Source organism: Pseudonocardia humida, from assembly GCF_023898865.1.
Taxonomy (GTDB): Bacteria; Actinomycetota; Actinomycetes; order Mycobacteriales; family Pseudonocardiaceae; genus Pseudonocardia; species Pseudonocardia humida.
Genome location: NZ_JAGSOV010000070.1, coordinates 76,346 through 94,853, shown reverse-complemented (window position 1 = coordinate 94,853; position 18,508 = coordinate 76,346). Strand labels below are relative to the sequence as shown.

The following is an 18,508-nucleotide window of genomic DNA, read 5'->3' as shown; positions in this document are numbered from 1 at the left end:
GGGTCGGAGGCCGACGCCCAGGGATCCGCGGCCATCCTTGCGCGCGTGCACCACGCAGCTCGTCTCGAGGACGTGGTGTACGAGAGGCTCGAGCCCCGGCTGCGGCAGCGCGGCTGGCGGGACGCCCTCGTCCCGTACACCGGCTACGGGATGCCGTCCTGGGTGCGGGTCTTCGGGCGGTTGCTGTTGAGCCGTCCCGAGGGAGCGTCGGGCCGCAACCGGGCCGTCCGGGGCTGGCGTAGCTTTGCGACGCTCCCCGTCGCGGACGAGCCCGTGATCGTCGACGTGGGTGGCCAGCAGCACGAGGTGCGGACCGATCGCGGCGGTTACCTGGACGCCGTGGTGGAGGCGGAACTCGAACCGGGCTGGCGCAGCGTCCGGTTGCAGCGAGCGGGCGCCGAGGCGGTCGAGGCGCCGGTGTTCGTCCTGGACCCGGACGTCCGCTTCGCCGTCGTGTCCGACATCGACGACACCGTCATGGTCACGGCACTGCCGCGGCCCCTGCTCGCGGCGTGGAACACCTTCGTCCTCGACGAGTACGCGCGCTCACCGGTCCCCGGAATGGCCGTGCTGTACGAGCGGCTGATGAGGGCGCACCCCGACGCGCCGGTGTTCTACCTGTCGACCGGGGCGTGGAACGTCGCGCCGGCGCTGACCCGGTTCCTGTCGCGCAACCTCTACCCGCCGGGCCCGCTGCTGCTCACCGACTGGGGCCCGACGACCGAGCGCTGGTTCCGCAGCGGGCAGGCCCACAAGCGCACCACGCTCGCCCGGCTCGCCGCGGAGTTCCCCCACATCAGATGGTTGCTCATCGGTGACGACGGGCAGCACGACCCGGAGATCTACGGCGACTTCGCCGCGTCGCACCCGGACAACGTCGCCGCCGTGGCGATCCGCCAGTTGTCCCCGACCCAGTCGGTGCTCGCCGGCGGCCTGCCGGTGCCCGCCGACGGCCCCGCCGAAGCGCACGGGCAGCGGGGGTCGTGGATGCACGCGCCCGACGGCGCCGGTCTGGCCCGCCTGCTGGGTGAGCACGGACTGCTGTAGGCCCGGTATCCGACTCGCCGGGACGCGCTCGAGGGCGTTCGCCCAGGTCGTCGAGACCGAGCCTGCGAAGGGACGGCCTCGTGCGCCTCTGCTACTCGGCGTGGTCCACGGCCGGTAGGGCCGGACGATCGAACAGCGATGACACGTGGACGCACTTGCGCCGCTTGCCGCCGCCGACTCGGCTGAAGCCCTTCAGAGGTTCTGTGTCCGAGGGGGAGTTGCACATCACAGGCGGTTCGGGGCGGACGCGGTGAAGTCCCGCTCGACCAGGTCCGGGCGCAGGTCCGGGCCCGGAGCCCGGGTCGCCGTGCGGGGCACCCGACGCCGGGACACACCGCGCAGACCAGCGGATTCATCAGGCGCGCGACGGTGCACCGAGCCACGTGCCGGCCGCTCACCCCGCCCTCGCGACCCAACTGCGCCCACACCTTCGCCGATCCCGTAGACGCCGTAGTTCTCCGCGTGCACCCGCTCGATCTCTCTGCTGGTCTCGGCGTCGGTGACAGATCGCGTCGAGCGTGGCCGGGTCTTCGACGCATGGTAGGTACTCGGGCGATCGGAATACCGGCGTCCTTCAACACCGCACGGATCGGCTCGACCCCGAACTCTTCCCGGTTCTTGTCGATGTAGTCGATGACTACCGCTGTGGGCGGTCGAGCTCCGCGAAGAAAGCGGATGCCGACTTCAAGATCGCGTTCGCCCGCCTCAACTCCCGGACCTCCCGCTCCAACTCGGCCACCCGAGCGGCCTGATCGGTCGTCGTGCCCGGCCGGTGCCGGCGTCGATCTCGACCTGTCTGACCCAGCCCCGCAGGGTTTCCGGGCTGATCCCCGACTGCTCACCCCCGCCTCGTGGTCACCCGGGAGATGGACCCGTTCGCCATCGTCCTACCGCACTCCGGCCCGTTGGACGAGGCCGAGCGCACTCCACGCCCTCGCTGATCGAGCCTGTTGCCGCTGACCCGCGCACGGTGCCCGTTTCGTCGGTCGTCTTCATCCCCGCGACAGGACCCACCTCTCCGCCGGCGCCGGGTAGCAGGCCTGAGCTCCCGCTTCGAACCCGTCGCCGAAGGCGCGGGTCCGCTCGAAACCGCTGCCGTGGGCCGCCGGGTCCGTCCACTCGACGCTGGGAACGTCCCGCGCCGAGATCACCGCCAGCGTCGCTTCGTCGAGGTCCCCGGCCTCGAGCAGGCCGCGCTGGGACACCCAGCGCGACCAGGCGCCGGCGAAGCAGTCGGCCTGCAGCTCGCGCAGCACCCCGTACCGCTCCTGGCCCCCCAACCGGGCTTGCATGGCGTGGCCGAACTCGTGGGCCAGGACGAACGACGCGGCGAAGTCCCCGCTGCTGACGTAGTACGGGATGAGCAGGCCGGTCTCGTCCCAGGCGATGAAGTCCCCGGCCGGGCAGTAGAACGCGTTGCGCGCCGGCGCGGGCTGACCACCGCAGCTCGGTCCGCTGCCCTCGTCGGAGCGGTAGTAGGTGTAGGACCGCGGGCTACTGTAGGTGCCGCCCAGCGTCGGGAGGGTCTCGGCCCAGTAGTCCTCCAGCAGCGCGAGACTGCCCGAGACGACGTTCTGGTACTGGGTGTAGTCGAAGGAGCTGCGGCCGTCGGTGCCCAGCGGCGCGGTCGGTCCCGGCTGTTCGGGGGTGTCGCCTGTCTGCTCGGCGCGGCGCTGCTTGGCCTGGTCGACCGCATCGCGGATGGTGTCGAAGACCGACTGCCGCGCCTCGGCGGAACAGCCCGAGAGAAGCATGGCGACCGCCACCAAGATCGCCCCGGCGCAGGACCGGCCGGCATGGGACTGCGTGAACGGGTGCACCAGGTGGCGTTACCCGCACATCGACCACCCCATCCTCAGGCCGGCCACGGTTCCCAGGTGTTCCGCACCATCTCCGCGCGGCTGGGTAGGTCGGTTGCCGTGGTCGGCTTCGTCGTGGTGGATCCGGTTCCGCCGAGCTCCGTGGCCACGTCCAGCTCAGGTCGCTTCGTCCTGCGCAGCTCGCCGCCGCGTCACCGGCGGCCCACCGCCGACCTGGGCGGGCAGCCGCCGGTGCGGAGACGGTCGGACCGTCGATGGCGAGCCGCGCCGGACCGCGGTGCCGTTCCAGCCTCCGGCAACCCCTCGGACGTGCCGTGCGGATCTGATCGTTCTCCTTCCGGGATGACGGTCAGGTCGTGTTCGCAGTCCGATCGGGCGCGGCTGTGGCTCGGGTGGGCCGGGCGGTCGCTGCCGCGTCACCCACGGCGGAGCGCACGCCGGCGGGAACCAGTCGCCCCGCGAGCGCGGCCACCGGCCTGGCCAGCGCCGTCGCCACGGTGGTGACCGGGCGGTGCAGTTCCCACCAGGTGTAGGCGCTGCCGCCCAGGGTGACTCCGCCGACCGTGCCCTCGACGGTGTCGTGCGCAGTGATCGGCGCGACGAGGTTGCCGGAGGCGTCGACGGGCTTCGCCTCGCCGGTGTCGTGCAGCTCGTAACCGAAGCGCCGCAGGAGCGCGTCGAGCAGCCGCGGCGCCACCGCCTCCGTCGTGATGATCGCCTTGGCCGAGCCGCCGACCACGACGTCGCGGACCGGTTGCGTCGCGGCGTGCGCGATGGCGTCGGCGACCACCCGGGCGGGGTAGGCCGGGGGCGGGGCGACGGGCTTGAACCCGGTCTTCGTGCGGGCGTTGTCGAACAGCGGGGTGTTGATCGTGCCGGGCATGATCTGGGTGATGCTGACCGGGACGCCGTCGCGTTGCAGCTCAACCCGTAGCGCCTCGAGGAAGCCGTCGATGCCGTGCTTGGAGGCGCAGTACGCGGTCTGCAGCGGGATGGAGCGCTTGGCGCCCATCGACGACATGGAGATGAACGCCCCGCCCCGCTGGCGCAGGTGCGGCAGCGCGGCCTTGGCCCCGTGCACCTGGCCCAGCAGGTTGACCTGCACGACACGGGCGAACTCTTCGGCGGTCGTGTCGTCGAAGCCGGCGACCAGGAGCACGCCGGCCGTGTGCACCCAGGTGTCGAGCCGTCCGTAGGTGGACACGGCTCGGTCGGCCACCGCCTGCACCTGATCGGGGTCGGTGACGTCGGCCGGCACGGCCGTGGCCTCGCCGCCGTGGCCGGTGATCTCGGCGACCAGGGAGGCCAGGCCCGGCTTCCCGCGCGCGGCGACGACCACCTTCGCGCCCTGCTCGGCGAACCGCAGCGCGGTGGCGCGCCCGATCCCGCTCGACGCGCCCATGACCACGACGATCTGCTCGCCTACGGGCTTGAGCTGCACATTCGGCTTCCGGGTACTCATGCGACCATCGGAGCCGCGGTGATGTGGTGACCGGGGCCGGCCGCGCGGGTGGCGTCGTGGACGAGCCGCAGGATCGCGCCGGGGGCGTCGGACTGCGGTGCGTGTCCGGCCCCGACCAGCGGTCGAAAGCGTGAGCCGGGCACGAGCGCGAGGAAGCGGGGGGTTTGGCCGCTCGCGATGAGGTCCGCGGTGCCCTGGGCGAGGATCACCGGGCAGTCGATCTCCTCCAGGCCGAGCGGCACGTCGGCCAGCACGGCCCACCAGAGCAGCTGCCAGAAGCCGGTCGCTCCGGCGAACCCGCCGCGGACCGCGCGCACCTCGTCCTCGCCGGCCAGCCACGGCGCCGACCGGAGCCCGGTCAGCATCAGCGTCCGCCCCAGCCGGGTGCGGGCGGCGAGGCCGATCAACGGCCGGATCGGGCGGGTCAGCGCACGGGCCGACCCCATCATCGCGCCCTGGTAGACCCGCTCGGCCGGCAGGTTCAGGCCGGACGGCGCGATCGCCACGACGGAGCGGGCCCGCCCGCGGACCGCGAGTTCGAGCGCGAGCCGGGCGCCGAGGGAGTTGCCCAGGACGTGCACGCGGGTCAGGCCGAGCGCATCGAGATCGGACTCGAGGGCGTCGGCGATCGCGGCGACGGTCGGGCGGACCGGGAGCGTGGCGGAGTCGCCGTGTCCGGGCAGGTCGGGGGCCAGGACGTCGTACTCGGCGTCCAGGCGGGGGCGGAGCGCGGTGAAGTCGGCGTGGGTGCTGCCGATACCGTGCAGGAGCAGGAGGGGCTCGCCGGATCCGGCGTTGTCCCACGAGAGCTGGAGTGTCATCGGCGTGGGGATACCCGTGTCCACCGCGGCCCGACCGCTGTCGATCTCTGCTCTGCGTCACAGCCCCTGCACCGCCGATCGCGGTCCGCGGCCGAGCGGCACGCGGGCAGAGCGCGGCGGTGCTGTCCACGCCGGCTCCGAGGCGCGCACCAGGGGCGGGACGGTCACAGCGGGTGCAGAACCCGGGCAGTACCCGGACTTCGGCTCGGCCCACGTCACCGCAGCCGCGGCCGGTGATCCGTGCCGGGCGGCCTGCTGGTGGAGCTACTCGGTCTGCCGGGTGATGGTCACGTGCGGGTAGCGCGCTTGCCGCGGAGGGCCGGGCCGGGTGCGGGGCCGTTGTGGACGGGGTTGCCCCGCAGCCCGAACGCCCAGGGTGTCCCCGGTGGCGAGCTTGCCCAGGAACGGTCGGTAGTCGCGGGTCTGCCAGCCGTGCGGCAGGTGGCCGATGCTCTCGACCACATCAAGGGCTGAGGGGAGCGATCGCCCGGGTCAGCCCGAGCGCCTCGGCCCGGTCCAGCAGCGGATCCGCCGGGTCCCGACGGCCAGCTCGCCGGGCGCGCGGAGCACCCCGCCACCGGAGTGCGCTCACCGCCGCGCGGGTGTCGTCATCCGGCCGCGACGCCGGTAGAGCTCGGCCAGGGTGGCGCCGTCCGGGCCGACAGGCCGGCCGAGCCACGTGGTCGCCTCCGCCTGGTCGAGCGGGCCGATCCGGATCTCGGCCAGGCACCGCCCCGGCCGGATGACCGCGGGGTGCAGGCGGGCGACGTCCTCGTTGGTGGTGAGGCACACGAGTATGTCGAGGCCCTGGCCGAGCATGCCGTCGCTGAGGTTGAGCAGCCGGGAGAGGGCCTGGCCGGCGCGCTCTTTGGACTCCGCGCGGACGAGCTCGTCGCAGTCCTCGAGCACGAGCATGCGCCAGCGCTGGGTGTCCCCGGGGCGGGCGGGCTCGCCGAGCACCACCGAGGTCAGGTAGCCGGGGTCGTTGAACAGCTTCTCCGGGTCGAGCACGTTCTGCAGGCGGCACCAGTCGCGCCACTCGTGGGCGAGCGCGCGCAGCGCGGTCGTCTTGCCGGTGCCCGACGGCCCGTGCAGGAGCAGCAGGCGGCCGGTGACGTCTGGTGGGCGCAGGGACATGAGCCGCGCCAGTGCGGGCCCCGCGGTGCCGCCGTAGTTGCCGCGGATCGCGGCCCAGGTGGGGACGTCGATGTGGCGGGGCGAGACGACCCCGGCGCCGCCGCAGCTCTGGTCGTACCAGAAGTCGACGGTCACGGCGCTGTCGCGGCCGGGCCGGGCGGCGCGCGCCACCTCGACCGTGGCGTCGAGGACCTGCCGAGCGAGCCCGGCGCTGACCGCGCACACCCGCAGCGTCACCGCCCCCGCGACGCGTCGGTGCACGAGCAGTGTCCAGCCCTCGCCCGTCGCGAGGTGGGAGTCGCGGGTGTCGACCTCGTGGGTGTGCGCGATGGTCCCGCCGGGCGGGAGCAGCAGGGTGTCCGCGGCGACCTCGGTGAGGTCGGCGCTGCAGGAGAACGGCTGGCGGCCTTCGACGAGCGGCGCCATCCACAGCGAGGCGAGGATGCCGTCGATGGGCATGTTGCCGCTGAAGACGAGGAACCGACCCAGGTCGGTGGTCGCTGATGTCATCGCCGGACAGGCTGACGGGCCGCGCCGTCGGGCGCACTCGATTTCTCGTGGGGCGAACCGGGGGGCGCCGGGATGCGGTATCGCCGGGCCTACACCGTCCACCGGTCGTCGCGCCGGCGCCGAACCAGCTGTGGCTCACTGACATCACCGAGCACCCCACCAGCGAGGGCATGCTCTACCTCTGCGCGGTCAAGGACGCCTGCGCCAAGCGCATCGTGGGCTACTCCATCGACGCTCGCATGAGCGCCGACCTCGCGGTCACCGCACTCGGCAATGCCGTCACACTCCGCGGACCGGCCGCGACCGTGGTGCACTCCGACCGCGGCAGCCGGTTCCGATCACACGTCTACCAGCGAGAACTCCACTCAGCTGGGCTGCGCGGGTCCATGGGCCGGGTCGGGACCTGCGCCGACAACGCCGCGATGGAGTCGTTCTTCAGCCTGCTGCAGAACAACGTGCTCAACCGCCGGCGCTGGCGCACCCGCGCCGAGCTTCGCCTCGCGATCGTCACCTGGATCGAGACCACCTACCACCGCCGACGCCGCCAACGAACCCTCGGTCGGCTGACTCCGGTCGAGTTCGAGACACTCCTCAACGCCGCTCACGCGGCCTGACCCCGCCTACCTGACCGGGTCAACCGAAGTCTGGGCAGTCCCCCGGAGAGGGGCGTGGGTGATCGTGTGGAGCAATGCTTGAAACCTGTGGATGACGTGGGAGGGTCGTACCCTCCCGGTGATCTTGAGGCTCTCAAGCAAGACCGGCGCTGCAACGCTGGTCGGAAGGGCACGACCCGTGCTCACCGTAGCTCCCGACGCCGACGACGGCACTGAAGGCCCCGGACCCGCCGGCGGCGGGTCGTTGATCGACAACCTGGTCCGTGAAGGCGCCCGGCGGATGCTGGCCGAGGCCCTGCAGGCCGAGGTCGATGACTGCATCGCCCGGTTCGCCGGCGAGCGCGACGCCCAGGGCCGGCGGCTGGTGTGCGCAACGGCTCGCACCAGCCCCGCGAGGTGCTCACCAGCGCCGGGGCGGTGGAGGTGGTCGCTCCGCGGGTCAACGACCGCCGGGTGGACCCGGACACCGGGGCGCGTCGGCGGTTCTCCTCGGCGATCCTGCCGCCCTGGGCGCGCAAGACCCCGAAGATCACCGAAGTCCTGCCACTGCTCTACCTACACGGGCTGTCCAGCGGCGACTTCGTGCCAGCCCTGGGCCAGTTCCTCGGTTCCTCGGCCGGGCTGTCCGGGCCGGTGATCACCAGGTTGACCGAGACCTGGAGGGCCGAGCAACGAGCGTTCGCCGCCCGGGATCTGTCCGGGGTGGACTACGTCTACCTGTGGGCCGACGGGATCCACGTCAACATCCGCCTGGAGGAACACAGGCTGTGCCTGCTCGTGCTGATCGGGGTGCGCGCCGACGGCCGCAAGGAACTGGTCGCGCTCACCGACGGCTACCGCGAGAGCACCGAGTCCTGGGCGGACCTGCTGCGCGACTGCGCGCGGCGCGGCATGTCCGCCCCGGTCCTGGCCATCGGCGACGGAGCGTTGGGGTTCTGGGGTGCGCTGCGCGAGGTGTTCCCGGCCACCCGGGAACAGAGATGCTGGTTCCACAAGATCGCCGACGTGCTGGCGGCGCTCCCGAAGTCCGCCCATCCCGGGGCGAAGAAGGCGCTGGCCGAGATCTGGAACGCCGAGGACCGCCGCCACGCCCTCGACGCGGTCCGGGCGTTCGAGGCCGCCTACGGCGCCAAGTTCGGCAAGGCTGTCGCGAAGATCCGCGATGATCTGGAGGTGTTGTTGGCGTTCTACGACTTCCCCGCCGAGCACTGGCAGCACCTGCGCACCACCAACCCGATCGAGTCGACCTCCGCCACCGTCCGGCACCGCACGAAGATCACCCGTGGGCCGGGCTCCCGGGCGGCCGGGTTGGCGATGGCGTTCAAGCCGATCGAGGCCGCTCAGGACCGCTGGCGCGCGGTCAACGGCCCGCACCTCGTTGCGCTCGTCCGGGCCGGCGCCACGTTCGTCAACGGCAAGCTCGTCGAACGACCGGCCGACCAACATCAACCAGAAGCGGCCTGACGATCTTCATCCACAGGTCTTGACTATTGCTCCCGACAAGCCGCAACGTTCCTGCGGTACTGCCGCACCATCTCCGACCCTCTCGCCGAGCCAACGAGGTCTTCCTCGGTACCGGCATGCGCAGGGGCGAGGCGCTCGCCCTGCGGGTGGGGCCCCGGTACCGTATGACCCTCGTCTGGGGTCAGGCCGTCCCCTCGCGATCAGCGCTCGCCGGATGGTCCGGGGTCGGCACGCACGCCGCTCCCGGCTCCGCTGTTGGCGATCACCGCCTCCAGTAGACCTGGGAAGCGTGCCTTGAGCTCGTCGGCGCGCAGTGTCGCGTACTGCTGGTTTCCGCGTTGTGTGCGGCGAAGGATGCCGCTCTCGCGCAGCACCCTGAAGTGGTGCGAGGCGTTGGACTTGCTCAGCCCGAGGTCGGCGTAGACCAGGGAGCACTCGCACTCGCCGAGCGCGTACATCGTCTTCACCATGTGCAGGCGAGCGGGATCGCTGAGTCCCCGCAAGACCTCGGCGAGGGACACCTGGCCGAGGTCGGGGTGATGGGGTTCGAGCACCGGTCGACGGTAGCTACCGTGCGGTGAAGACCTGCTTGGACATCAGCACGTCTACCCGGTAGACGTGGGCGGGCGAGACCAGGATGTCGTTCATCCTCTCGACGTCGCGGAAGATCTTGCCGCCGCCACCTTCGACGTGGGCCTGCCTGCCGGCAAGGTCGGGGAACACCTCGAAGATCCCGAACGTGGTGGGCGAGTACTGCACCGCGTACCAGGGTCCGGTCGCGGGCTCACCCTCGACGCACCCGAGGATGTCCTGCAGCATCTGCCGGACCTCGTCGGTCTTGTCCGGTCGCGCCTCGATGTGGATGTAGAACGCCTTGGTTCCGTCGTCGCCGTTGCGGCCGCTGAGCACGACACCGGCGTGCGGTCCACCCTCGGGTGGCATGTCATCGGGGTGGGGAAGGGGGCCTGGCGTGCTTGTCTGTGTCATGGGAATTCTCCTCCTGTTTGGTCCGGCCGCCACTAGTTCAGTGGTCATTGAACTACTGACTCAGGTGACTGTCCAGGCCGCGCCGGTCGTCGACCTGGTGTGCCGACGCCCACGGGGCTGGGGTTCCGCGACGCTCAGGTCTCCGCCCCCTGCTGAATAGCTACGGCATCGGTGCCGAGACGATCGAGAAACTCGTGCAGCTCACAGGTCCCAGCGACGCACGGCCGGGCTACACGTTCTCCGATCTCACCCAACGCCTGGTGCCGGCGGCCGTCCTGGAGGCGTTCCCCGACGGCCCCTCCCCGCCGAGCACTGGCAGCACCTGCGCACCACCAACCCCATCGAGCCCACGTTCGCGACCGTCCGACACCGCACGAGGATCACCCGCGGCCCGGGTTCGCGGGCGGCGGGGCTGGCGATGGCGTTCAAGCTGATCGAGCCGCCCAGGACCGCTGGCGCGCGGTCAACGGCCCGCACCTGGTCGCGCTCGTCCGCGCCGGCGCCACGTTCGAGAGCGGCAGACTCGTCGAACGACCCCACGATCAACCCCAACCGGAAGCGGCCTGAAGATCTTCATCCACAGGTCTTGACTATTGCTCGATCGTGTGGCGGGTCACCGCATCTGCCCCAGGAGTGCTTGCTTCGCATGAGCGAACTCGACGTCGGTGAGCGCCCCGGAACGGTGCAGCTGAGCCAGTTGGTTGAGCTGCGTTATCGGGTCGACCGGTTGGTGGTGACCGACGGGGGCGGCGAGGCCGTGCTCGATCGCGGATCGCAGCTCGTCGAACGCCGCCTGCTGCTGGCGGGTGAAGACGACCGAGTTCTCGTCCTCCACCGCGTCGATGGTCTGCCTGCCGAACTGCGATCGTGCTTCGGTACCGCCACCGAGCGAGAACTGGATGAACCCGTTCACCGCGAACCCGGCACGCTTCAGCTGGACGGCGGTGATCTGGCGTAGGGGGATCCGCTTCTCTCCCTTCCCGACCGTGGCCGGCCTCGTTCTGCGCGTGACGCTGCGGGGCGATGTGATCCAGGAGGCCGCGGCGGAGGTACCCGACCGCGAGCACAGCCAGGCCTTCAGGCGACAAGGCGACGCCGCGCCCGCGAGCTCGACGGGCTGGTCTCGCCCCGGCTGCGGGCTCCCGCAGCGGTGTCCGCGCGCCTTATGATCAGGCCTGGCACTGCGCGAGGACCGCAGTCACGACGACGTACCCATGTCGGGCCGACCGACGACCGGTTGAGGGAGCAGGCATGGCCGTCGTGCTGGACACCGCGGCTCACCCCGCCGGAGACCGGGCCGACCTCGTGCACGAGGTGATCGCCAACAGCGGAGCGCGCACCCGGGTGGCGCTGCATGCGCCCGCCGATTCCGTGGACCTGCGAGCCGACGCGTGGGAGGCCGGCCCCGTCCGGGTGCTGAGCACCACCGGTACGGGGCTGACCTTGACGCGGACCGGCCGCGACGTGAACCGGGATGCTCCCGAGCTCGTGGCGCTGGGCATGTCCGCGGGTCCGTGCCGCTACTCGGTCGGCGACCGGACCGAGGCGTTCGGCCTGGGCAGTCTCTTCCTCGTCGACTTCGCCACGCCCTACTCGTTCGCCCACGCCGGCCCTCGGGGCACCTCGTTCGCCGCGCACATCGATCACGCCCAACTCGATCTCGGCGTCGACGACGTGCGCGCAGCCATCCCGCGGTTGACCGCCAACCCCTTGATGCCGCTGGTCCGGGGCCACCTCACCCAGCTCTTCGCCGCCATCGACGAGGTCGCAGGCATCCCGGCCGTCGCCGCGGACGTCGGTGCGGCAACCGTCGACCTCACCCGCGCCCTGATCGTCTCCGCGGCGGGCAGCCGACGGCAGCGGGACGTGCTGCACGAGACGCTGCGCGCGCAGGTCGTCGCCCACGTTCGGGCCCACCTGCGCGACCGTGAGCTCACCCCGGCGGGGGTCGCGGCGGCGCACCACATCTCGGTCCGCAGCCTCTACACGGTGTGGGGGGACCGGGACGGGACCCTCGTCGACTGGATCATCCGTGAGCGTTTGGAACGGGTGCGCCGGGAGCTGGCGCTGGCGGCGCCGGGCTTGACGATCTTCGCGGTCGCCCGGGCCTGGGGCTTCGTGAACGCGGCGCACTTCAGCCGGCGCTTCCGGGCCGCCTACGGGATGTCGCCCCAGGAGTGGCGGCACTGGTCCCGGTCGCGCGCCACTGCCGGGGACTGATCCCGTGCCCGACTCCACCGAACCGGGACATCCGCAGGGCTCCGGACACGCCGGGGCGGTTCAGTCCCCGGCAGTGGCGTGCGCCGCCACGGACCCGGTCGACAGATCAAACACAGGGCACCGAGGGCCAGCCAGAGTACGGGTCAAGTCGACTCCGCGGCGGAACACCAAGATCCTCACGGCCCGAGTAGTAGGGCCGGGACTGCTGACGATCTGGTTGACACTCGTGGTGAGTGCGTTCAGGCCGTGTTAGCGGCCGTGTGATGAATGCTCTCGTACTCGATCGGGGTGAGCCTGCCGAGGCGGCGTCGGCGCCGTCGACGGTGGTAGGTGCGCTCGGTCCAGGTGATGATCGCCAACCGAAGTTCGGCTCGGCTGGTCCAGCGTCGTCGGTCGAGGACGTTCTTCTGCAGCAGCGCGAAGAACGACTCCAGCGCCGCGTTGTCCCCGGCCGCGCCGACCCTGCCCATCGACCCGACCAGGCCCTCGTGGCGCAGGGCGTGGACGAAGGCGTGGGAGCGGAATTGGCTGCCGCGGCCGGAGTGGACGGTGCACCCGGTGCCGCTGCGGGTCCACCGCGGCGGGCGACGGCCACGACGTCCTCGCGGAACTCCTTGGGACGAGGCCTGGGCACGTTGACATCCTTCCAGCGAGGACCGCAGTCCTCACAGATCAGGTGCCAACCGAACCATCAGCAGTCCCCCTGCTGGAAGATGAGGTACCGCAGTCGAAGCGGCACCACCGCGATCATGCTCGCGCCTCGGCGCAGGCTGATCACCGCTGGTCAGACGTGTAGGTCGAGTTCTGGAACCCCACAGGTGCGCGGGATCGTCGGCCACCACCGCCTGCCGCCCGCCCTGAGGCGTGGCTCAAAGCACCGCTGCGGCGGAGCCTGCATCTGCAACGCTACTGCGCGCCGCGCAGTGCCGTGCAGTGCCGCCGCACTGCGGCCGTGGTCCGTTCGACGTCTCCGGTGAGGAGCATGTCGATCAGCGCGCCGCGCAGGACGGCGAGGGCGAGGACCCGTTCCGCACGTCCGTCCTCGGTTCCCCGCACCGCGGGCGGTTGCCCATCGGCCAGCAGGCTCAACCAATCGTCGACGGTCTCGAACGGTCCGCGGCACCACCGTCCGATGGGGCCTGGATTCCTTAGCGAGCGGGCGCACCCCTCGACCCAGAGGGCCAGCAGAGGTCGCTGGTCGGCCGAGACGAGCAGGTCCCAGATGTCCTCGACGACCACGTCCAGGCCGACGGCCGGCGTTGCGGCGGGTCGACGAGCCAGTGCCAGCAAGCGCAGCTCGTCGGCACGTGCTCTGGCCAACAGAGCGGTGATCAGCCTGTCCTTGCTCCCGAACAGGTAGAGCAGTACACGGGGGCTCGATCCCACCGCGGTCGCGAGCGGCCTCAGCGACAGGTCACTCAGGCCGTGCTCGAGGACGTACCGGTACGCGAGCTCAAGCAGTTCGGTCCGCCGCGTCGGTCGGGCGAGGTCCCCGGCGCTCACACCCACGCAGTGTGACCACTAAAGGGCAGCAACGCTAGTTGTTAGCATTTCTTCATGCTCAACGTGCCGCGGCTGCGGGTGCTCTACGAGGTCGCCAAGGCAGGCTCGCTCACCGGTGCGGCGAAGGAGCTGAACTACACCCCTTCGGCCGTGTCGCAGCAGCTCGCGCTCCTGCAGAAGGAGACCAACGCACGTCTCGTCGAGCGGCACCGGCGCGGGGTGCGGCTGACCGAGTCCGGCCGCCAGCTCGTGCGGCACGCCGCAGCGGTCCTCGCCGAGCTGCGCACGGCCGAGGCCGCGCTCGATGCGGTGGCCCGGGGCGAGGGCGGTCGGATGCGGCTGGGATCGTTCCCGACCGCCAACGCGACGCTGATGCCGCGAGCCGTCGCGGCCTTCCAGGCGGATCGTCCCGTTGTTGAACTCGACCTGGTCGAACTCGACAGCGACGAGGGGTTGGCCCAGGTTGCCGAGCACCAACTCGACATCGCACTGGTCTACGAGTTCCCGATGACCCCGATGGCGCTGGCGCCGGACCTGGAGGTCCTCCCGCTGGTGGTGGACCCGCTGCACATCATGCTGCCGAGCGACCACCCGATGGCCGGAAAGGGCAGCATCGGTCTGGCGGAGCTGAGCGGCGAGCGCTGGATCCAGGGCGTGCGGCACGGCTCGACGATCCAGGTGCTGCCGCAGGCCTGCCGGGCCGCCGGTTTCGAGCCCGGGATCGTGTTCCGGACCGACGATCAGATGGCCGTGCGCGGGCTGGTCGCTGCGGGACTGGGGGTCGCGCTGGTTCCGTGGCTTGCGCTGTCGACGGTGCCGCCGGGCGTCGTCGTGCGCCCGCTCGACGAACCCAACCTGACCAGGGCGGTGTCGGCGGCGCTGCCGTCGCCGGCTCGGCGGCTCCCGGCGGCGGTGGCGATGGTCGAATCGCTGCGCGCCGTGTGCGCCCAGCTCGGAACGCCGCCGGGCCGCGGATCCGGGCGCGGTCGATGACTTAAGTACTGCTGAAAAGAATCCTCACAGACCTTCGCTTGTCCTTATCGAACCGTACTGAAACACTCGGTTCAGTGATGCGCCGAGGTCGAAGTGAGGTGGGTGGATGACGCAGGGGACGTCCATCACGGCCGCCGCCACCGGAGGTTTCGGGCGGCCGTGTGAATGGGTGTTGGTGGACCGGCGGATGGTTCCGCAGGACGAGGCGAGGGTCAGCGTGCACGCGAACGCGCTGGCCTACGGCGCGGGCACCTTCGAGGGGATCCGGGCTTGGTGGAACGCCGAGCACGAGGAGCTGTACCTGCTCGAAGCGGCCGCGCACTACGCACGGCTGGAACGGTCGGCGCGGATCCTCGGTCTGCGCCTGCCGGTCCCGGCGGCCGCCCTGGTGCGGCTGACCGCGCAGCTGCTGCGCCGCAACGACGTGCGCTCGGACGCCTACGTGCGCCCGCTGCTGATCCAGCACGGGGAGGTGCTGACGGTTCGGATGCACGACATCGACACCAGGTTGTCGATCGCGGTGACCCCGACGCCGGGTGACTACATCGATCCGGACGGCGTGCGGTGCATGGTCAGCAGCTGGCGCCGGACACCGGACTCGTGCACGCCCAACCGCGCCAAGGTCACCGGGTCGTACTCGGGCCCGTCGCTGGCCAAGACCGAGGCATTGGACCACGGCTTCGACGAGGCCATCATGCTCACGGTCGACGGCCACGTCGCGGAGGCGACGACGTCCAACCTGTTCCTGCGATTCGGCGACGAGTGGGTGACGCCCCCGGGCACCGACGACATCCTCGAAGGCATCACCCGCGCGCAGGTGATGGTCCTGCTCGAGGAGGCCACCGGGAAGGCCGCGGTGCAGCGGCGCATCCAGCGCAGCGAGCTGTACACCTGCGACGAGGCACTGCTGTGCGGGACCGCGGCGATCGTGGTCCCGGTCGTCGAGGTCGACGGTCGGCGGGTCGGCGACGGCGCCCCGGGGGCGTCGACGCTCCTGCTCGGCACGACACTGCGCGCCATCGCGCGCCGGCAGGACGCGCGCCACCCGGAGTGGACGACGCCCGTGTACGGGGAGGGAGTGCCAGCATGAGCAGCTTCGCCGAGCTCGGGAGCATGCGCACCCGGCAGATCTGGCCGGGAGTGGTCGCGCGGATGGTGCAGAGCGAGCTGATCACGATGGCCGTGGTCGAGCTGGCACCCGACAGCGTCGTACCCGAGCACCACCACGTCAACGAGCAGCTCGGTTTCGTGATCGAGGGGACGGTGGTGTTCACCGTCGGCGGCGAGCGCCGCGAGTGCGGGCCCGGATCGACCTGGCGCATCCTCGCCGATGTCCCGCACGACGTGTGCGTGGGGCCGGACGGGGCGGTGGTCGCCGAGGTGTACTCGCCGGTGCGCGCAGACTGGGCGGCACTGTCGGAAGCCGAACCGCAGGCGCTGCAATGGCCCCACACGGTCGCGAGCGAGCAGGGGGAGCGGTGAGGTTCGACCCCGTGGACCAGCAGCTGGATGAGGTCGCCTTCCCAGCGGCCGGGGCCTGCTCGGTCCTCGGCCTCGGCGGGCCGCTCGCTGACCATGACGTCGGCGGTGACGTGGCCTTGGGGCTTGTTCCGCGACCGTTCCCGCGGCTTGCGCAACGCGCGACCGGTGCGTAGGCAGGCCACCAGCTCACGGGTGAGCGCGCCGCATCCTTGGATGTAGAGCGCCTGGTAGATCGCCTCGTGGCTGATGCGCATGTCGACATCGTCGGGGAAGTCGAGGATCAGCCGTCGGGAGATCTGCTCCGGACTCCAGGCCGTGGCCCAGCGCCGATCGGCGCGATGCGGCTTGTTCAACCCCTTCCAGGTCGTGGGCGGACTGGTACGACGGTCCCATCGGGACGCTGCAACTGCCCGCTCAGCCGGGTCTGAACATATTCCTGTAGCCGTGGAATGCTCGCCAGCTTCGCCGGCTTGGGACGCCGCGCCGCGGTCTGCGCCTTCCACTGCGCGACACTGGCCCGGTAGTCGGGCTTGCCGCCGCGGGTCGCGGCGTTGCGCCGCACCTCGCGCGAAATCGTCCGGGATCACACCTGAGCTCCCGGGCGATCTCGCGGACGCCCTGACCCTGCGCCTTCAACAGCGCGATCTCCTCACACTCGGAGAACGACAGATAGCGGCCGGTGGGCTCGGCCGGGCTCAGCGGCGGCATGCCGCCAGCGTGACGAAACCAGCGCACCGCGACCGGCGTCGACACGCCGATCTCCAGCGCCGCCTCCTCGATGCGCTTGCCCCTGCGCGATCAGCCGCCAGAAGGCGCGCTCCACATGCCGCGCCGGCACCGGCCGGCCCGGCGAGCGCATCGGCGGTCGCAGAGCCCGATCCGCCTGCTGCTGACGCCCTGCCACCGAACACCTCCGAGATCAGGAGAGGTGTTGCGACGACCGGTTGAGTCCGCCCTGGCTTCCGCGATCGGAGTGCACGATCGCGGGAGCTGGTCCGCGGAGTGTGACGGCGTCGCGCAGCGCGGTGACGGCAAGATGAGAGGTCATGCGGGCGTCGATGGAGTAGCCCACGATCCGCTTGGTGCAGGCGTCCTTGACCGCGCAGAGGTAGAGCTTGCCTTCGCTGGTGCGGTGCCCGGTGATGTCGGTCAGCCACAGCTGGTTGTTGCGGGGATCCGCGATCACGGCCGATGGCGGAAGCTGATGCGCATCAGCCGACTGTCAGCCCAGTCTTCGAGCCGAGTCGGCCGGACGGTGCCGGGGTCGTGGGGCTGGTTGAGATCCGCGACGATCTCCGCCAGCACGGCCTGACGTTCAGCTGGGTTGGTGACAGGCGTGGCCCGTGCAGGCAGATCTGCACGGATCCCGTTCTTGAGGTGGAAGGTGAAGTTGGGATTGGCGAGAAGGTTCGCATGCCAGTCGGTCGCGGCACCGCCGGCGCCGGTACACAGGTAGGTGGTGCCCGCAGCTCGGTAGAAGAAGATCTCGATGCGGCGTGCTCGGCCGGTGCGGCGCCCCAGCGTCGTGATGTCGATGATCCGTTCTCTGGTGCCCGCGGCGGGGGTGATCTCGATGGCTCGTCGGATGTGATTGGGCAGGTGGGACAAAGACGCGTCCCCTGCGGAGTCGTTCGACCCGGTCGTGTCTGGAGTGCTCATGCGGTCTCGGCCTGAAGGGCGGGACCGAGGAGGAGTCCACCGTCGATGACGTACTCCGACCCCGTGATGAACGACGCGTCCGATGACGTGAGGAACAGGAGGAGACGGCTGACGTCGGTCGGCTCCCCGAGCCGGGGGATGGCGAACGGCTCGGGTGAGTAGAAGTCGGCGATTGCCGCGACTGCGCCAGCTGCTGGTTCGTGGATGAAGGAGGTCGCGATCACGCCGGGGTGGATGGTGTTCACCCGGATGTGGTCGCGGCCGAGCTCGAGTGCTGCGGTTTGGGTGAGGCCTCGCACGGCCCACTTGCTGGCGACGTACGGCGCGTAGTGAGCCGTGCCGCCCAGGCCCATGGTCGAGGCGATGTTGACGATGGCTCCCCCTGCTGCGCGGCGCAGAGCTGGGGCTGCGGCCTTGATGCCGAAGAAGGTCCCTGTGAGGTTGACGGCGAGGATGCGCGACCACGTGGCCTGCTCCGTGTTTTCGATCGTTGCAGGCGGGTTCTGCACGCCCGCGTTGTTGACGAGCACGTCCAGGGCGCCGAAGGCGCTCTCGGCGGCTAGCACAGCGGCGGACCACGAGCTCTCGTCGGTAACGTCGAGGCGGGCGAAGCGAGCGCGGGTCCCGAGCTCGTCGGCGAGAGCGGCGCCGCGTTCCGCGTCGATGCCGCCGATCACCACGTTCGCTCCCTCCGCGTGGAAGGCGCGCACGTGGCTCGAGCCCTGGCCGCCGGTCCCACCGGTCACGAGCACGGTCTGGTTGTCGAAGCGGGGCATCAGATGTTCCTTC

At 71.0% G+C, this 18,508-nt stretch carries 15 protein-coding genes, 6 pseudogenes and 1 other annotated feature; of the genes and pseudogenes, 8 read left to right on the top strand and 13 right to left on the bottom strand.

What is annotated here, in order from left to right; all coding sequences use genetic code 11:
• Positions 1-75 precede the first annotated feature (75 nt).
• Entirely contained in the window at positions 76-1,047 is a 972-nt protein-coding gene (locus tag KDL28_RS41780; RefSeq protein WP_252444789.1) for an App1 family protein phosphatidate phosphatase, read from the top strand.
• A gap of 549 nt (positions 1,048-1,596) precedes the next feature.
• Positions 1,597-1,721: a sequence feature (AL1L pseudoknot), on the bottom strand.
• Positions 1,722-2,039: 318 nt separating this feature from the next.
• Here the strand turns inward: KDL28_RS41780 and KDL28_RS32670 are convergent.
• The 4 genes from KDL28_RS32670 to KDL28_RS32655 all read right to left on the bottom strand — a co-directional run bounded on the left by KDL28_RS32670 (position 2,040) and on the right by KDL28_RS32655 (position 6,797).
• Positions 2,040-2,801, bottom strand: coding sequence for a neutral zinc metallopeptidase (locus tag KDL28_RS32670; RefSeq protein WP_252444785.1), 762 nt, complete (start codon positions 2,799-2,801; stop codon positions 2,040-2,042).
• 415 nt (positions 2,802-3,216) lie between these two features.
• A complete protein-coding gene (locus KDL28_RS32665; RefSeq protein ID WP_252444783.1) occupies positions 3,217-4,329 on the bottom strand; it encodes an SDR family oxidoreductase in 1,113 nt (370 codons plus the stop codon).
• Positions 4,326-5,150, bottom strand: coding sequence for an alpha/beta fold hydrolase (locus KDL28_RS32660; protein ID WP_252444781.1), 825 nt, complete (start codon positions 5,148-5,150; stop codon positions 4,326-4,328). The genes KDL28_RS32665 and KDL28_RS32660 overlap by 4 nt, the downstream gene beginning before the upstream one ends.
• 588 nt (positions 5,151-5,738) lie before the next feature.
• Positions 5,739-6,797 (bottom strand): DUF5925 domain-containing protein, encoded by a 1,059-nt coding sequence (locus KDL28_RS32655; protein ID WP_252444778.1) that lies wholly within the window; start codon positions 6,795-6,797, stop codon positions 5,739-5,741.
• A 74-nt stretch (positions 6,798-6,871) separates the two neighbouring features.
• Here KDL28_RS32655 and KDL28_RS32650 point away from each other — a divergent pair.
• Positions 6,872-7,411, top strand: a pseudogene (locus KDL28_RS32650) (IS3 family transposase); the annotation flags it as partial.
• Positions 7,412-7,589: 178 nt separating this feature from the next.
• Positions 7,590-8,875: pseudogene (locus tag KDL28_RS32645) on the top strand (IS256 family transposase).
• A 200-nt stretch (positions 8,876-9,075) separates the two neighbouring features.
• On the opposite strand, the gene KDL28_RS32640 reads toward KDL28_RS32645, so the two are convergent.
• Together KDL28_RS32640 and KDL28_RS32635 are read right to left on the bottom strand one after the other, a co-directional pair.
• Positions 9,076-9,429: an ArsR/SmtB family transcription factor gene (locus KDL28_RS32640; protein ID WP_252444777.1), complete on the bottom strand. Its 354-nt coding sequence runs from the start codon at positions 9,427-9,429 to the stop codon at positions 9,076-9,078.
• 13 nt (positions 9,430-9,442) lie between these two features.
• On the bottom strand, positions 9,443-9,817 hold the full coding sequence (locus tag KDL28_RS32635; protein WP_252444775.1) for a putative quinol monooxygenase: 375 nt from the start codon (positions 9,815-9,817) through the stop codon (positions 9,443-9,445).
• Between the two features lie 346 nt (positions 9,818-10,163).
• On the opposite strand from KDL28_RS32635, the pseudogene KDL28_RS32630 reads away from it, so the two are divergent.
• Positions 10,164-10,429: pseudogene (locus tag KDL28_RS32630) on the top strand (IS256 family transposase); the annotation flags it as partial.
• Positions 10,430-10,475: 46 nt separating this feature from the next.
• Here KDL28_RS32630 and KDL28_RS42275 read toward each other — a convergent pair.
• A complete protein-coding gene (locus KDL28_RS42275) occupies positions 10,476-10,811 on the bottom strand; it encodes a DUF4429 domain-containing protein (RefSeq protein ID WP_372497141.1) in 336 nt (111 codons plus the stop codon).
• 302 nt (positions 10,812-11,113) lie between these two features.
• Between KDL28_RS42275 and KDL28_RS32620 the strand changes: the two genes are divergently transcribed.
• Positions 11,114-12,082 carry a helix-turn-helix domain-containing protein gene (locus KDL28_RS32620; protein ID WP_252444769.1) on the top strand — a complete coding sequence of 323 codons (969 nt, stop codon included), beginning with the start codon at positions 11,114-11,116 and terminating at the stop codon, positions 12,080-12,082.
• A gap of 239 nt (positions 12,083-12,321) precedes the next feature.
• Here the strand turns inward: KDL28_RS32620 and KDL28_RS32615 are convergent.
• Positions 12,322-12,633, bottom strand: a pseudogene (locus KDL28_RS32615) (integrase core domain-containing protein); the annotation flags it as partial.
• Between the two features lie 355 nt (positions 12,634-12,988).
• Entirely contained in the window at positions 12,989-13,585 is a 597-nt protein-coding gene (locus KDL28_RS32610) for a TetR/AcrR family transcriptional regulator (protein WP_252444767.1), read from the bottom strand.
• A 54-nt stretch (positions 13,586-13,639) separates the two neighbouring features.
• Between KDL28_RS32610 and KDL28_RS32605 the strand changes: the two genes are divergently transcribed.
• From KDL28_RS32605 to KDL28_RS32595, 3 genes are all read left to right on the top strand, one after another.
• Entirely contained in the window at positions 13,640-14,578 is a 939-nt protein-coding gene (locus KDL28_RS32605; protein ID WP_252444765.1) for a LysR family transcriptional regulator, read from the top strand.
• 187 nt (positions 14,579-14,765) lie between these two features.
• A complete protein-coding gene (locus KDL28_RS32600; protein ID WP_252444763.1) occupies positions 14,766-15,668 on the top strand; it encodes an aminotransferase class IV in 903 nt (300 codons plus the stop codon).
• Complete coding sequence (locus KDL28_RS32595) at positions 15,665-16,060, top strand: cupin domain-containing protein (protein WP_252444761.1); 396 nt, start codon at positions 15,665-15,667, stop codon at positions 16,058-16,060. The genes KDL28_RS32600 and KDL28_RS32595 overlap by 4 nt, the downstream gene beginning before the upstream one ends.
• A 26-nt stretch (positions 16,061-16,086) precedes the next feature.
• Here the strand turns inward: KDL28_RS32595 and KDL28_RS32590 are convergent.
• The 4 genes and pseudogenes from KDL28_RS32590 to KDL28_RS32575 form a co-directional block, all read right to left on the bottom strand.
• Positions 16,087-16,919: pseudogene (locus KDL28_RS32590) on the bottom strand (transposase); the annotation flags it as partial.
• Positions 16,920-17,015: 96 nt separating this feature from the next.
• Positions 17,016-17,225 (bottom strand): annotated as a pseudogene (locus KDL28_RS32585) (transposase); the annotation flags it as partial.
• Between the two features lie 17 nt (positions 17,226-17,242).
• Positions 17,243-17,719 carry a nitroreductase/quinone reductase family protein gene (locus KDL28_RS32580; protein WP_252444759.1) on the bottom strand — a complete coding sequence of 159 codons (477 nt, stop codon included), beginning with the start codon at positions 17,717-17,719 and terminating at the stop codon, positions 17,243-17,245.
• Positions 17,716-18,495: a glucose 1-dehydrogenase gene (locus tag KDL28_RS32575; RefSeq protein WP_252444757.1), complete on the bottom strand. Its 780-nt coding sequence runs from the start codon at positions 18,493-18,495 to the stop codon at positions 17,716-17,718. Before KDL28_RS32575 ends, KDL28_RS32580 begins: the two co-directional genes overlap by 4 nt.
• Positions 18,496-18,508: the final 13 nt, after the last annotated feature.

Bases quoted from the DNA above. Each gene is read 5' to 3' on its own strand.
- KDL28_RS32665 (WP_252444783.1), bottom strand. From the start codon at position 4,329: ATGAGTACCCGGAAGCCGAATGTGCAGCTCAAGCCCGTAGGCGAGCAG.
- KDL28_RS32655 (WP_252444778.1), bottom strand. From the start codon at position 6,797: ATGACATCAGCGACCACCGACCTGGGTCGGTTCCTCGTCTTCAGCGGC.
- KDL28_RS32575 (WP_252444757.1), bottom strand. From the start codon at position 18,495: ATGCCCCGCTTCGACAACCAGACCGTGCTCGTGACCGGTGGGACCGGC.
- KDL28_RS32600 (WP_252444763.1), top strand. From the start codon at position 14,766: ATGGTTCCGCAGGACGAGGCGAGGGTCAGCGTGCACGCGAACGCGCTG.
- KDL28_RS32595 (WP_252444761.1), top strand. From the start codon at position 15,665: ATGAGCAGCTTCGCCGAGCTCGGGAGCATGCGCACCCGGCAGATCTGG.
- KDL28_RS32605 (WP_252444765.1), top strand. From the start codon at position 13,640: ATGCTCAACGTGCCGCGGCTGCGGGTGCTCTACGAGGTCGCCAAGGCA.
- KDL28_RS32670 (WP_252444785.1), bottom strand. From the start codon at position 2,801: ATGCTTCTCTCGGGCTGTTCCGCCGAGGCGCGGCAGTCGGTCTTCGAC.
- KDL28_RS32580 (WP_252444759.1), bottom strand. From the start codon at position 17,719: ATGAGCACTCCAGACACGACCGGGTCGAACGACTCCGCAGGGGACGCG.
- KDL28_RS32620 (WP_252444769.1), top strand. From the start codon at position 11,114: ATGGCCGTCGTGCTGGACACCGCGGCTCACCCCGCCGGAGACCGGGCC.
- KDL28_RS32660 (WP_252444781.1), bottom strand. From the start codon at position 5,150: ATGACACTCCAGCTCTCGTGGGACAACGCCGGATCCGGCGAGCCCCTC.
- KDL28_RS32635 (WP_252444775.1), bottom strand. From the start codon at position 9,817: ATGCCACCCGAGGGTGGACCGCACGCCGGTGTCGTGCTCAGCGGCCGC.